General features: G+C 42.8%; 6 protein-coding genes. All 6 read left to right on the forward strand.

The window, feature by feature from the left end:
- The first annotated feature begins 7 nt into the window (after positions 1-7).
- Positions 8-2518, forward strand: a complete 2511-nt coding sequence (locus ACHKAR_RS12510) for a DNRLRE domain-containing protein (protein WP_395417646.1) — start codon at positions 8-10, stop codon at positions 2516-2518.
- Positions 2519-2826: 308 nt separating this feature from the next.
- Positions 2827-4455, forward strand: coding sequence for a sodium:solute symporter family protein (locus ACHKAR_RS12515; protein WP_395417647.1), 1629 nt, complete (start codon positions 2827-2829; stop codon positions 4453-4455).
- On the forward strand, positions 4448-6724 hold the full coding sequence (locus ACHKAR_RS12520; protein WP_395417648.1) for an FAD-dependent oxidoreductase: 2277 nt from the start codon (positions 4448-4450) through the stop codon (positions 6722-6724). The genes ACHKAR_RS12515 and ACHKAR_RS12520 overlap by 8 nt, the downstream gene beginning before the upstream one ends.
- Positions 6725-6775: 51 nt before the next feature.
- Positions 6776-9625, forward strand: a complete 2850-nt coding sequence (locus tag ACHKAR_RS12525; protein WP_395417649.1) for a glycoside hydrolase family protein — start codon at positions 6776-6778, stop codon at positions 9623-9625.
- Between the two features lie 212 nt (positions 9626-9837).
- Positions 9838-12294 carry a glycoside hydrolase family 95 protein gene (locus ACHKAR_RS12530; protein WP_395417650.1) on the forward strand — a complete coding sequence of 819 codons (2457 nt, stop codon included), beginning with the start codon at positions 9838-9840 and terminating at the stop codon, positions 12292-12294.
- Positions 12295-12543: 249 nt separating this feature from the next.
- The gene (locus ACHKAR_RS12535; RefSeq protein ID WP_395417651.1) at positions 12544-16137 is read left to right on the forward strand and encodes a CBM96 family carbohydrate-binding protein; all 3594 of its coding nucleotides are present in this window, start codon (positions 12544-12546) and stop codon (positions 16135-16137) included.
- The last annotated feature ends 21 nt before the right edge of the window (positions 16138-16158 follow it).

Here is a 16158-nt window from a genome sequence, read left to right on the forward strand (position 1 = left end):
GGCTATTATGATGAAATTTTACAAGCAATTCTTACTGCTTTCAGCAGTGGTCACTTCGTTTGCTGTTCATTCTCAAACGATTAATCCTACCACAAATGGATATGTACAAGAGTCTGATGGGGCTTATAAGGTAGAACAAATATATCTACGTACTGCCGGTGGATTTAACAGAACAGGTTTCGTTGTGTTCCCAATTAAAGATATAGGAGCTGTGTATAGTGCATCGTTGAATCTCGTGGTGAAGAATTTTCGCGAGGATTTGGGAAACCCAATTGCTGTGGATTTTCATATCGCATTAGGAGACTTAGTCAGTCCCTTAGCCAATGAAGCCAATGCGTATACCAGTGCGCCCGATACATCTGTAATGAGTTTAGCACATACGATGACATTTGATGGTACAAAAGATACAGATGACATTGTTTCTGTTGATATATCAAAAACCCTCAATGAACTGAATGCTGATGGCGCTGCAGAGTATGTTACGATCCGAATTAACTCCGATAGCAGCAATGCTTTCTTGCAGTTCTATTCTAATGCAGAAAGCGATCAAAGTAGATGGCCTTCTCTGGAGGTGGTATCTGAAGAGGATGTTGTGATTACTACTCCAGTAGCAGATGGTTTTTTACAAAAAGGTAAAGACTTTGTGACTTCCGATTTATACGTGAGAGGACAGGGCACCATTGAGGCATCATTTCATCGTGAAGGATATGTAGTTCTGGCACAAAACGAACAATTTGGAATACTGGATGCAAAGCTTAAATTAACCGCTCGAGTTGATGCAAAAGCCAATCCAGCACCTGACTCAATTCCACAATTTATAGTGAGCATTGCCGAAGGAGATCTGATATCGGGTATCCTGAATGATGGAACAACAGACTGGGATCAGAGACCAGCTGAGAGTAACTTTTCGGTGCTGGATACCTTGATTTTGAATGGGGTTTTGGCAGGAGAAACTGTCGAGATTGATCTGACAGATAAAATTAACAGCTTCATAGAGGGCGGTGCTGTGGATAAATACACTATTAGAATGATGGATACCACTGCCCATAAAGTATTGGCTAGATTCCATACAAGTAGTGACGCAGATGAAGCGAAGCGACCAAAGCTTGTGGTGATTGCATCTTGTGCGGCAGAGTTGGTAGAAATAGATACGATCGTATGTAGTACGTCCGTCCCGTTTACCCTAGTTGCAGAGGAGGCTGCCAATAATGTGAGCGTATCCGAAAATGGTGTGTATGACGTGTTATTCAAGACACCTTGTGGAGCGGACTTGACTAGACGATATACGGTTGATATTATTGATAGCGGAGATTTTACTGAAAACCCCGAAATTTGTGCAGGGGAGGAGTTTCTAGGTAGAACTGCAAGTGAGACATTTGTGATCGAAAAAGTAAGTAGCGATGCCTCATGCACTGAGAAGATTACTTACAATCTGACAGTGAATCCACTACCTGAACCAGATCTTGGTCAGGACTCTACCACCATTCTTGATGATGAATCAATTGTTCTGGACGCTGGTTCGTGGGAAAGCTACTCTTGGTCTACCGGCGAAACTACGCAAACCATCACAGTGGAGCTGGCTTCTGATCATTTTGTACTTGGGCACAATGCTGTTTCAGTGGATGTCACAGATGCCAAGGGATGTGTCGGGTCAGATGAGGTAGTTGTGGAAATCAAGGATCTATCACTATTCACGACCACCAAAGTTCCAACACTTAGGGAAGATAAGGATGGGTTTTTTGACTTAGGCACTCGAATCGAAATTAAAAATGATCTCTATGGAGACACTCAGACACCTGCGGGAGAAGGTCCATTTTATAACAGAATTATTTTGATGGAGTTTGACGCCTCGCCTATGACCGAAGTAATAGGAGAAGGAGTACTCACCTCAGCCTGGGTGCAGATGTATAATTATGGAAATGATGAGCTTCCACATAATGCTGATCTAATCCACGATACAAATGTGGAAGTGGGAGCGGCTGTTCAGCCAGTAGACGAAAATTGGACCTGGGAATCGCAACCGGTGCAAGGGGATTACCCTATTCAAGATGTCGCTTTGATAAAAGAAGAAAGTGTCCCAAGCTTTTACACCTGGGATCTCACAGATTTTCTATCGGAAGCTGTGATTGGAGCCAATGAAAATGTGTTCTCATTGAGATTCTCCGCAAGGGAAGATACTGCAAGCACTTTGATCAAATTTAGAAGCCCATCGCACAGCATTACAGAGGAGCAGCCTCGATTGATCTATGAATTTAGTGATAAAGAGGTTCTTTACACTGGAGAACTTAAGCCGAAGTTAATGGTATATCCAAATCCAAGTTATGATGAAATTAGACTTAACGCGGAGTTTTCGGTTTACAGTTACTCTATCGTGGATATGAATGGAAGGGTTATTCAGCAGAGCAAAATCAATGCTGATGATGTTAAGATTTCTGTGTCACATTTAGAAAGAGGTATCTATATCCTCCATCTGAAAACAGCAGAAGGAACAAAATCCTCCAGGTTTATTAAGAAGTAACGGTGGACTAGCGTGGGCTGACCATTTGTAGCCAGTCCATGCTTTCCAACCTTTTTATTTTGATGCTAAGCCAAATCAAATTGGGCCGGTCCCAATAGTTTGATTATTGCATAACATGAAGTAATACCAATACGATCAGAGGGTAAGCGCACTTCGATGATCTATCAGAAAATTGATTGCGAAAATAGTAAGTTCATTCACAACGATTAAATCACTATGAGTATGAATAAGTCCCTTATACTGTCCTTTCACAAAGAATCAATGTAAGTATGGAGTTTCTGGACTACATGTATATTGGATTATTTTCTATGATCATTCTCATTGCGGGACTGTCGTTCAGCAAGAGTGGATCTGATATGAAGTCCTTTTTTGCTGCTGGAGGTGGGGTTCACTGGTCTGTAAGTGGATTATCCTTATTTATGAGTTTTTTTTCGGCTGGCACCTTTGTGGTATGGGGGTCTATAGCCTATGAATCAGGCTTGGTAGCTGTGGCTATTCAATTAACCATGTGCGTGGCGGGATTACTTGTCGCTTTACTCATAGCTCCGGCATGGCGCAAAACAGGAGCGTTGACAGCTGCGGAGTTCATCAGAAACCGACTCGGTAAGCGTGTTCAAAAGTTTTATACCATTCTCATCCTATTTCTTTCTCTGGCTTACATGGGAGCTTTCTTATATCCCGTGGCGAAGATTGTAAATATATCCACCGGCTTTTCAATCGAATGGTCAGTGATTTTCATTGGCCTTTTGGTAATGGCCTACACTGTAGTAGGGGGCCTTTGGGCGGTAATCGTCACGGATGTTCTGCAGTTTGTCATTCTTACAGCTGCTGTATTGATGGTGGTGCCCTTAGGACTCGAAAACGTGGGCGGGTTTGCCAGGTTTACAGAGTTAGCACCAGAGGACTTTTTTAGTTGGGTGAATGAAGAATACTCCATCGTGTTTTTGTTTGCCTTCGGTATTTATAACACCATATTTATTGGCGGTAACTGGGCTTATGTCCAGCGTTACACCAGTGTGTCTACACCAAAAGATGCTCGTAAAGTTGGCTTATTGTTCAGTGGATTATATGTGATCAGTCCGATTATTTGGATGTTACCACCCATGATCTATCGAGTGGTCAATACGGATCTGGGTGGCTTGGAAAACGAGGGCGCATATTTACTCGCCTGCAAGGCTTGGCTTCCTGTGGGGATGTTGGGGCTGATGATCGGAGGAATGATTTTCGCCACCGCCAGTTCTGTCAATACGAACCTAAATCTGAGCGCTGCAGTATTTACCAATGACGTTTACAAATTATTTAGACCCAATGCTACCAATAAGCAAACGATGTGGGTGGCCAGGTTTTCAACCTTCCTTTTCGGAATAGGAACGATCATAGTTGCTTTAATGGTGCCTGCTCTTGGGGGTATAGTAGAGGTAGTGCTTACCGTTGGCGCGGTTACCGGCTGTTCACTATACGGTCCACCTATCTGGGCTATCTTTTCTAAGCGACACACAGGCAATTCCATTTTGGCTTGTACGCTAATAGGTTTGTCTATCAATCTGATTTTTAAATTCATCACGCCTTTTTTTGGCTTGGCTTTGGACCGTTCGTATGAGATGCTGGCTGGAGCAATTATACCGCTGGCTTTATTGCTCGCATACGAAATCTGGGCAAAAGTGACATCTCCAGAGACCAAAGTTATGGGCTATTCTAGTCCTGAAGTGAAGACAGATGATCAGGCGGATGACGATGGTACGGCCGAGCAGAATAGCTATGGGATGAAAGTACTATCGATTACCATGGTCATCATCGGATTGCTAGTGCTATCAATTAGCATTTTCTCACCCTCAGAAAGACCTCTGGTAATAGGCATGGGTGCTTTTATATCAACAGTCGCAATTTTAATACACCCGCGAGTTTCAATTTTAAAAAGATTAAGTAATAATGATTGAGGAGAATTTTAATAGATCGAGGCTACCGAAGCAAGAAAATATAGATACTGACCTAGTGGTAGTAGGGGGAGGTATAGCCGGGGTTTGTACCGCCATTACTGCAGCTCGGTCTGGTATTAAGGTTGTGCTGGTGCAAGACAGACCAGTGCTTGGAGGAAACTCTTCCAGTGAAGTAAGACTTTGGGTTCTTGGTGCCACATCCCATATGGGGAACAATAATCGCTGGGCACGTGAGGGAGGAGTTATAGATGAGATTTTAATTGAAAATACCTATCGAAATAAGGAAGGTAATCCTGTGATTTGGGACACCATTCTTCTTGATAAAGTATATAATGAACCAAACATTACACTACTTCTCAATACAGTAGTGCATGAGGTAGAAAAGAAGAATGATCATGAAATAGAAAAAGTATCTGCCTTTTGCAGTCAGACTTCTATTCAATATTATTTGAGCGCCAAATTTTTCAGTGATTGTTCTGGCGATGGAATAGTCAGTTTTCTAGCTGGCGCCTCCTTTCGAATGGGCGCCGAAAGTGCTGAGGAATTTGGAGAATTGGCAGCCCCTAACATCAAGGATTACGGAGAATTACTTGGTCATTCTATTTTCTTTTATACCAAGGATGTTGGGAAGTCTGTAAAATTTCGGGCTCCATCTTATGCCATGAAAAATCCCGCTGATTTGCCCAAAATACGCAATTTCAAATTGCAAGATCAGGGCTGCCGAATGTGGTGGGTCGAGTATGGAGGAAGGTTGGATACTATTCACCAGACAGAAGAGATCAAGATGGAGCTATGGAAAGTCCTCTATGGTATTTGGGATCATGTGAAGAATAGTGGCGACTATCCAGAAGCAGACACACTAACACTGGAATGGATAGGTACCATACCTGGTAAAAGGGAGAGCCGTAGGTTCATTGGCGACTACTTCATGATACAGCAGGACATTGTCGAAAGACGAAGACACGAAGATGCCGTAGCTTTCGGCGGGTGGGCGATTGATTTGCATCCTGCTGATGGAGTGCACAGCGAGAAGAAGGGATGTACGCAATATCACGCTAAAGGCGCATATCAAATACCATATCGTTGCTATTACAGTAAGGAAATAAACAACCTCTTTTTTGGAGGAAGGATCATAAGCGTTTCTCATGTGGCATTCGGATCCACACGTGTCATGGCTACTTGTGGTCATGGGGGACAAGCTGTAGGTATAGCAGCGTCATTGGCCGTCAAACATGGTTTAAAACCAAGAGATCTTTCCAAAGGGCCACATCTCAAAATGCTTCAAAGGGAATTGAGCAAAATAGGGCAGAGCATTCCTCATATACCTATCAGGGATGAAGCCAACCTCGTCAACTCAGCGAAAATCACTGCTTCTTCTACATTACAGCTCTCTAGTCTACCCACTGATGGTGATTGGATAGGGTTGGAATTTTCAGCAGCTCAGATGATCCCGATGCTGGTAGGTACTAATTATAAGGTGAAACTTAGGGTGAAAGCGAGTAGAAACACGACTTTGATCGCACAGCTACGAGCGCCTTCATGTGAGCACTACACACCTGATATTACCCATGAGGAGCTAAGTTTCGAGCTAAGGGTAGGTGAGCAGGACATCGAGCTAGACTTTGGCACTTCCGTGCCAAAAGATCAATATGGATTTGTGACACTCATGAAGAACGAAGCTGTTGCCGTTAAGAGTTCGAAAAGGCTTCTTCCCGGAATATTATCTGTTTACAACAAAATCAATCCGGCAGTTTCTAATTTCGGCAAGCAGGAACCAGAAGGAGATATTGGTATCGAAACCTTTGAATTCTGGTGTCCCAATCGACGACCAGATGGTAATAATTTTGCGTTTGAGGTTAGCCCTACTTTGGACAGGTTCAATCCATCAAATCTGAACCAGGGATTTGTCCGACCCACACCAGAGGGTGTGAATGCCTGGGTACCGGATGAAAATGACACTCATCCTGCCATTACTCTTGAATGGCCAAAACCACAAGAGATCAACATGATTAGGTTGTTTTTCGATGGGGATTTTGATCATCCGATGGAGTCTGTTTTGATGGGGCACTATGAGGATGTAATGCCACTCTGCGTGAGAAATTACACCATCAAAGATTCCAAAGGTGAGGTAGTGTTTACACAAGAAGGAAATTATCAATCAGTGAATACTATCGAACTGGAAAAGCCAATATCCACTGCCAAGCTCACCATTGAGCTAGAAAACCCTCCGGGACAATCAGCTGTGCTTTATGAAGTGCTCTGTTATTAAGGATTTGGAATGAATAGTCAACAACACCATAACTGTAATAATTAAGGAAAAATGTCTGATATCATCAATGTGTTTTTTAGATACCTAGTGGTTGCAAGCGTATTGCTACAGTTGGTTAGCTGTGGGAAAAATGAGGGTAGTGCTGGGTTCACTGTTCGAGATGAAAAGATAGTAATTTCTTCAGGGGACCAGGAGTATATCTTTTCGCCGAAGTTTACAGTATTGTATCGTGCGGATGACCCCAAGCTGGCCATGCGAAAGTCCGGAATCGACGGAGTTTCATACAATGTCATTACCTGGCTTACTCACGAGGGAGAAAAAGGGGACCTTGCGGATATAGAGCGAGATGAGAGCCAGGCAGGTGATGGTTTCGACCCCAGTGTCTTAGATGCTAAAAAAGAAAATCGCACACCAAATTTCTATAAATCAGGACAGTATATCATCCAAGAGGCATCTGAAGTTTTAGAGAGAGGAGACAGTGTTGTTTTTCAATTCGAAGAGCATGATTTGTTTGCGTTGAAAGCCTCGGTAACTTATTCCGATAATGGATATCCATTACTTGGCTATTCATTGATACCAAAGGTCGCTGGCTACTTTTCAGTAGGTTACTCTGGTGCACCTACTTTTAATGTGGACAAGGTTGAAGAAATCTGGCAGCCGCTTATCTGGCAGGAAAAACGCTTTCCTACCAGTTCGTATATGACCTTGGCGCTCAGGTGTCCAATACCAACTACAATGGTCAATGACGGCCAAAATACCATAGGGGTTTTAGCTGCTCCAGAGGAGTTTCCTTTTGATCCATTACCATTGGTTGATAACAGTCGTTTTGGTATTGTACTGCGTGATTTTGATGGAAAGGCTAAACCACAGCTATTTGCTCCGGTGCTGGGTGGTCAGGAGTCTCAGATGAAGCCTGGAGATGTCTTTTCGTTCTCTTCATACTTACTGGTAGAGCAGCAGTCCATTACAGGCACTTATGAAAAAATTGCAAGACAGTTTTTTGATTTTAGAGATTACCGGCACAATGAATTCGCTTCGCTCAATGAGACTTTTGAAAACATAGTGGAGTACTCCAAGTCTGATTATTCGCGCTATGTGGATTCGCTCAAAGGATTCGCCTATTCCACAGATGTTCCCGGAGCTGTGAAAAATGTATCAAGTCTTAATCCACTGGAAATCGCTTTGGTCACTGATGATCAGGAGGTATTTGATACCAAGGCCTATCCAATGATGGAATATATGATGTCAAGAGAGAAATTTCTTTTCAGCCTCGATCCAGAACAAAAAATCCAACACCCATCCAGAAAACTTACAGGGCCTATTGCTCCTATCTCTGAGCTAGTGGCTTTGTATAATATTTTTGGGCAGTCAAATGATTTTCTTGCCGAATTGGCCAAGACGGAATTGACCAAAGCTCGGGTACGTAATCTAGATGTAGCAGAAACAGGTGAAAACTGGATGAATTATATGCATCTCTATAGTGCGACAGGGGACAAGCAGCACATTGATAAAGCGGTAGAAGGTGCTAAAGCATACTTAGAGCGTAGAGTAGACAAGCGGCAAGGTGATTTTAAGGACCCATTATCGGGAGGTCCTTTCTTTTGGACTGGGTTTACCAATCGTTGGATAGAGCTGACCCAACTGTATGAGATCACAAAGGACGAAGCATTTCTCAATGCAGCGAGAGATGGGGCCCGGCATTATGCCATGTTTATCTGGATGTCTCCAAGGATTCCCGATACGAATATTTTAGTGAACGAAGGTGGGAAAGCTCCATTGTACTGGTACCTGCGTTCCAAAGGACATGAACAAATGTATTATCCTGAAGAGCGTGTTGAGGCTTGGCGATTGTCTGAAATAGGTCTTACACCCGAATCGTCTGGAACGAGCAATGGTCATCGTGCTATCTTCATGGCCAATTACGCCCCGTGGATGCTCCGACTTGGATATTATACCAATGATGTCTTCTTAAAGGAAATCGCTAAATCTGCTATTATTGGACGCTATCGCAATTTCCCAGGTTATCATATCAATACTGCCAGGACTACAGCTTATGAGAAAGAGGACTATCCCTATCATGAGCATAAGGAATTGAGTGTAAACTCTTTTCATTACAACCACATTATGCCGATGGCCTCCATGCTTTTAGATTATCTGGTTACAGATGTATTTGTCCGCTCGAAAGGAGCGATCCATTTTCCGGCCGAATACATCGAAGGCTATGCTTACCTGCGAAATAAGTTTTATGGAGCTAAAGAAGGGGAGTTTTACGGAGAAAAAGGAGTGCAATTGTGGATGCCCAGGAAGCTATTGACCGTAGATAATGTTGAGTTAAACTACATAACGGCACGCAAAGACGGTAAGTTGTACATCGCTTTTACCAACCAAAGCAGCCAGGCAGAACAAGCACAGGTAACATTGAATCCTGAATATGTTGAGAAAACCAGTTTCACTGGAAAAATTTGGAAGGATAATGTTGATGAAGGTGTATTTTCTGCATCAGGTTCTTTTGATGTGGAGGTTTCCCCAGATGGCATCACAGCGATAGTTATTGATGGGGTTGAACTAAAGAAGGGGTTTCAGCAGTCAGTATTGGCAAGTACAAAAGAGATTAAAAATAGCTACAAAGAACTGGCTTTTGGAAATACCAGAGCCATGGTCTTTAACCTCGGTGAGTACGCACAAAGTGCCTATATCTATCTGCAGGATGATGATTCAGTCTGGTCCCGTGTTTCATTGACTTACAAGGATGCCGATGGTGGTGAAAAGACTATTTCAGATCAAGATTATCCATTTGAATTCACCATTCCGCTAGATAGATCCAAATTAGAATTCCGAGTTGAAGGCAAAAGTATAAATGGCCCTGTTTCCAAAAGCGAATGGGAGATTTTAGGTGAATGAACGGAACTAAGGCAGCTATTTGAAAGGGGTAGCAACGGACGGCCTCAGGGGTCGCCCTTCTATAACTTTTGAATTCACTACTCTATTTGAGAATGATCAAAGTGGACTTTTGCTGGGGCTTTCAGAAGAAAATAGAATGACAAGAACAATAAACATGAGGATGAGAATTGAATGCGAAAGCAGGTCTAGATTCTCACATAAAAAAAGCTAATATGCTAAGAACTACTTCCATAATATTCTACTTGTTAATCTCATTCATGACCCAGGCACAGGTCAGTGATAGAGAGCTTTGGTATCGGTTTCCGGCTCGTGAATGGGAAGAGGCTTTGCCTGTAGGAAATGGTCGAATGGGGGGGATGGTTTTTGGAGGAATAGACCGAGAGCGAATTTCGCTTAACGAAGAAACGATCTGGAGTTTCCCATTTAAGCCGGTTAAGGCAACCTCAAAGACTCAGCTGTTGATTGAAAAACAAAGAGAGTTGATTTTTCAAGGGAAATATGCCGAGGCAGATCGACTTTCCCTCGAAGACTTGGAGATTCCTGAGGGTTTTGAGTTGGTAGAAAAGGAGATCGAAGGCATGTATACTGGACGGAGTATTTATAAACCGCTAGCTGACCTGTATTTGCACTTTGGTTCCTCTGAGTCTATTCCTTATGATTATAAACGATCACTTGACATAACCAATGCTGTCGCTACTGTTACTTACAAAGTTGATGATGTAACATTCAAAAGAGAGATTATTGCTAGTTATCCTGATCAAGCGATTATAGTGCGACTTACTGCTGACAAGCCAGGTAAGATATCAGTTTCGAGCAAAATGACGCGACGTGTTGATGTCAAGGATGATATGTATCGGTATGATGCAGAATTGGGAGCCAAGGTGGCGAGTATCACCCGGCCCCCGGATCCAATCATTAAGGTCTTAGGAGAGGATCATTTTAGCTTTAGCGGAAAAGCGGACCCTGAAGGGGTAAACTTTGTATCTCATTTTAAACTCGTCAATGAAGGAGGCAAGAAGATACCTATTGAAGGTGGGTTCAAAGTGGAGAGAGCAAATGCCGTGACCATATTTATTACTGCTGCTACAGACTATAATCATTTAAAGCCTGACTTAGTCGCGAGAGAGCAATTAGTGCGAGTATCATCCTATTCTTATCAAGAAATTTACGATCGACATGTAGCTGACTATCAATCACTATACAGCAGAGTAAAATTTGAAATGGAAAAGACAAAGAATTCCTCCATGTCTACTGATAGAAGGATCATAGCTCATCAGCAAGGTATCAAAGATCCGAGAGTCCAGCCAGGGACTCCACGTGATAATGATTTGTATGCGCTCTATTTTCAATACAGTAGGTATCTGATGATCGCTTCTTCAAGGGCAGGTACCCTTCCACCTTCGTTGCAAGGAATTTGGAATGATAGTCTGTTACCACCGTGGTTTGGTCACTACACCACAGATATCAACATTGAAATGAACTATTGGCCGGCTGAAGTATGCAATCTGTCCGAGTCACATGAGGTGCTCCTGGACTTTATACTTCCTGATATGGATAAGTTAAAGGAGGTGTCAAAAATTTCTTATGGATCACGCGGAATAGCTTACAATAGCATGTCTCCCTGGGGCCCGAGAAGTACATATAGCAAATGGAATGGCTATACGGGGTGGCTTGGGCAACATTTTTGGGAACACTATGCATTCACGCTGGATGAAGAATTTTTAGCGGAGAAGGCATATCCCTATATCAGAGAGGCAGCTCTGTTTTATGTGGATCATATGGTGGAATACCCAGGTCGGGGATATTTGGTTTCGGGCCCTGAATACTCTCCTGAGAATGCTTTTTATCTATCCGATGATCCCGAAAAGGAGAAAATCCATATTAGTTTGGGAACAACCATGTCACGAGCAATTGCCTTTGAAGTATTGGACAATGCTATCAAAGCATCAGAGATTCTAGGAGTAGATAAAGAACTTCGAAAGGAGTTTGTATATACAAGAGATCTATTGTCTCCTTATCAGGTAGGTAAGCACGGGCAACTACAAGAATGGTTAGAAGACTTTGAGGAAGTAAATCCAGGACATAGGCATTTGTCTCATCTCTATGGGCTGTTTCCAGGCAATGAAATCACTGAGGATTCTGATTCTGAAATTTTTGAAGCGGCTAGAAAGTCAGTTGAAAGAAGGTTGGATAACGATGGGGGATGGACAGGTTGGAGCAGAGCTTGGTTGATCGGGTTGGCCGCAAGACTGCAGGATGGCGAGTTGGCCAGAGAGCAATTGGAGCTGCTATTGGAGCGAACAACACTTCATAATCTCTTTGATACGCATCCTCGGATGGGAGGCAATACTACTTGCTTTCAAATAGAGGGAAATATGGGCGCCACGGCCGGGATGGCTGAAATGCTTATGCAGAGTCATCAAGGTTATATAGAACTATTACCTGCCAAGCCGAATAATTGGGAAAAAGGTCAGGTGAAAGGTCTTCGTGCCAGAGGAGCTTTCGAAGTGGATATAGAGTGGGACGAAGGTCAACTAAAAAGTACAATCATTTACTCTGAAAAGGGAGGCACTTGTAAACTTAAGTACAGGGACAGGCTGATCGAGATTGAAACCAAACCTGGTGAGAGATATTCATTAGATAGTGCACTTGAATTGATCAAGGGTTGAGTGAACAATATTCTCCAAAAGTCACATGGCAGATTTTAGGAGAATGAACGGAACTAAGGCAGCTACTTGTAAAAGGGTAGCAATGGGCGGCCCCAGGGGTCGCCCTTATTTGACCTTTTGAAGTAGTTAAGTGATGATAATTAAGAGGATCAACAGAGAACTTGACATTTGATTCTAATATGGATTGTGTGTCAAACCTCCGCTATTGAGCAACCGAATTGAAATTAATATCTAACTAAATATAAGAAGATGGAAGCAAAAAATTATTGCCCTTGGTTCAAGGGAACCACTGACTTATTCAATAAGCTTGGGTTGGCACCTTCAATAGGCAGGTACTTGGCAGCGCTATTTATTTTTTCTTATGGAACTGCTTTTGGTCAGGGATACCCGACCTTTTCAATTAGTGAATCAGGAGGAACAATCAATGTATCAGCTTATGGTGCTTATCCAGATGATGGTATCGATGATGAGGACGAAATCCAGGCAGCTATTGATGCAGCTGGCAACAATACGGTAGTTGTATTTGCAGCTGGGACATATAATTTTTCGGCCCCAGATGATTCATCTCGGGCGAGTACTTTGACCGGAGCAGAGGCTCACATTAGAGTCTCTGGGAAAACAAATATCACGCTAAGGGGAGCGGTTGATGGAACAACGGGTGAGCCTACAACGATTTTTGATAGAGACCTATTGTTTTATCCCAATCAGTCGATATCAGGTTCATATGATAGAGTTTCAATCCTTGATGCAAGGAACAATAGCGGAGTTAAAATTGAGAATGTTGCCTTCAAGAATAAGCTTCATTACACGGTTGGTAAGGTGCTTTCTATCAACAGCACTACAATTACGGTTGAGATTGTAGATGGCTATCCAGTGGAAGGTGGATGTCCTGTGGCATCGGCCAATGTGTGGACCTGGGATGAAGTTAATGAGGGAGAAGAGATTTTGAAGATCGGTGAACCATCTGTCACTTATGGTGACAATGCTGGTCATTACTTTACAGTACTGGATGCCGGGGCCAGAACGATGCAGTGTGTGAAAACGGGTAACGCATTTTATGGCAAAGCTTCGGTAGGTGATTACGTTTCATGGCACTATGGTTGGAATGCAAGAGGCACAGTCTACTTGACAGGTAATACAAATGTTCACCTTGAAAATGTACATATCTATACTGCACTTAGGTCTGCATTATTCATTTCTTATAACCACAACTTATACTTTAATGAACTTGAAATTCGACCTGAGAATGATCGCTTTTCCATGAGTCCACGCGATGGAGTCCATGCTTCAAGAAACACAGGTGAGTTCGTGTCTGAGAATATGTATATAAAAGGTGCTCGCTTGGATGGATACGTGGTGACAGGCACAGCTGCGGACGTTTACTCATTAACTGACTCCAGGAATTTTCAATACCTAACAGATCAGAGTGTGGGATCCTTTAATTCCACAAATGAGCCCATGTATTTTTATGATGACAATGTAAGGCATAAGGTAGAGGTACAAAGTGCTTCTTATGTAAGTCATAGCTCCGCAGGAAGTATATACAGTGTAGTTACATCCGAGGATATTCCATCTTTTGTAAATACAAGCACGAATTTGGTTCCGGGAGGTTTGAGCCCCGATACAGTGATTGTCCGAAATAGTACTTTCAAGAGTATAGGTGGAGCATCGGAGCTCTACTTCTGTGACAATGTGTTTTCTTCTAATAATTATCACGAAAACATCATGTATTCTCCAGTCCGCTTGGGAGCCAATCCTTCACGAAATCATACTGGCGGAAATCTAACGTTCTCAGGTAATGAATATGTCGACTGTGCTTGGGAAGGTAACTACTACAAAAGCAACCAATATGGCTACATAAGTGCATTCAATATTAGTAATGACTTCTCAAATATGTATTTGACGAACCTGGTGATTGAAGATAACGAATTCACCAGTACTACATCTGCTACCAATTTGCCACCCATTGAATTGGACGAGGTAGGTAATGCGCTAATCAGGAATAATACTTACAATGGTTTCTCACAGTTCGTCAAACTATGGGATGTGTATAATGTAACTAATGAAGACGCTGATTCTGTTTACCGTCTGAAAAATAAAGATTTTGGTAATTTCCTTAGAGGCTATGACCCTACTTCATCCAATACCAGTGGTGATCATGCCAATGTGACCCACGAAGCTTTAAATACGACTTCTCCTGATCAACAGTCGTGGGAGTTTTCACCTGTTTCTACACAGTTAGGCTACTATTACATCAGGAATATTGATAGCAATAGAGCGCTGCGGGCATATGATGTAAATAACTCCCCCACATCAGGTGACGGAGTGCCAGTTACAGTCTATCCAGTTACTGCGTGGGGTTCTATGATGTGGAAACCGATTCCAGTTTCCGGAGACTCAAATACCTATTTTTTGAAGAGTTTTAGTGGTGGTTATTTTCTGAAAGGAGCTTCAGTAAATGCTTCCTACGCGACATTAGAGACGGACTCTACCTCTACTGGTACGCAATGGGTACTCTATGATTTATCTGGCCCACTTCCAGATACATCTACTTCAACCTCGTATATCATCGCTCCTTCAGCGGATGCTTATGTGAAAGGAGGAACCGATGCTAATAACAATTATGGAACTGCCGCTACGTTGGCAATCAAGGAATCCAGCAATGCCAACTACGACAGGATGAGCTTTCTGAAATTTGATCTCAGTGGGATCTCAGGGACTGTATCTACGGCCACAATAAGGTTAAAAGTGAGCGCTGATGACGCTGGAGCAAGCCATAGCCTGCATTCCGTAGCTACCGATACCTGGACAGAATCAGGGATCACCTGGAACAATAAACCTTCGGCTTCCAGTCTCATCAGCACCCAAGCAGTCCCTTCTGCAAGTGGGTGGATTGTGTTTGATGTGACATCCCTAGTAAACAATGAGACGGATGGTACACTAAGTGTGCAGGTATCAGATGCAAATGCTGCAGAACATTATGTACAGTACCATTCCCTGGAAGCAACAAATACCGATGATAGGCCACAGTTAGTATATCAGCTAAGCACTACTCCTGATCCTTTGGTACCTACAGCAGATGCTTACGTAAAAGGAGGAACCGACGCTAATAACAATTTTGGAACTGCGACTGCATTGGGGATCAAGGAGTCAAGTAATGCCAATTATGATAGGATGAGCTTCTTGAAGTTTGACCTCAGTCCGATTTCAGGAGCAGTATCTACAGCTACAATTAGGTTAAAAGTGAGCACCGATGACGCTGGAGCAAGCCATAGCTTGCATTCCGTAGCTACCGATAGCTGGACAGAATCAGGGATCACCTGGAACAATAAACCATCAGCTTCCAGCCTCATCAGTACCCAAACAGTGCCTTCTGCAGGTGGGTGGATTGAGTTTGACGTGACATCCTTAGTAAACAATGAAACTGATGGCATCTTGAGCCTAAGAGTATCAGATGCCAACGCTGCAGAGCATTACGTTCTATATCATTCCAAAGAGACTTCAAATGCAGAAGACAGACCGCAGCTGGAGTATGCCCTGGATACAAGTAGTTCTCGACTATTGACCTCCAACAATATCGAAGCAGAAGACATGGTAGACAATAAAGGTGCTTTCACGTTTTACCCGAACCCAGCTCGAGATCAAATTAACATTGTTGGGTCCGGTCTAAATGGAGCAATAGTTGAGCTTACAGATCTTTCAGGTAAAAGCGTATTGAAAACACGATTGACTGAGGATACTTCTTCAATTCTGAAACTCAAGCAGGTGGAGAATGGAGTATATTTTTTCAAAATAACTAAGCTTGGTGGCGAGATAATTTCTCGGAAACTGATTGTCGAGTAATAAACTAAGATGGGTCCCATT

The organism is Marinoscillum luteum, from assembly GCF_044005705.1.
Lineage (GTDB): Bacteria > Bacteroidota > Bacteroidia > Cytophagales > Cyclobacteriaceae > Marinoscillum > Marinoscillum luteum.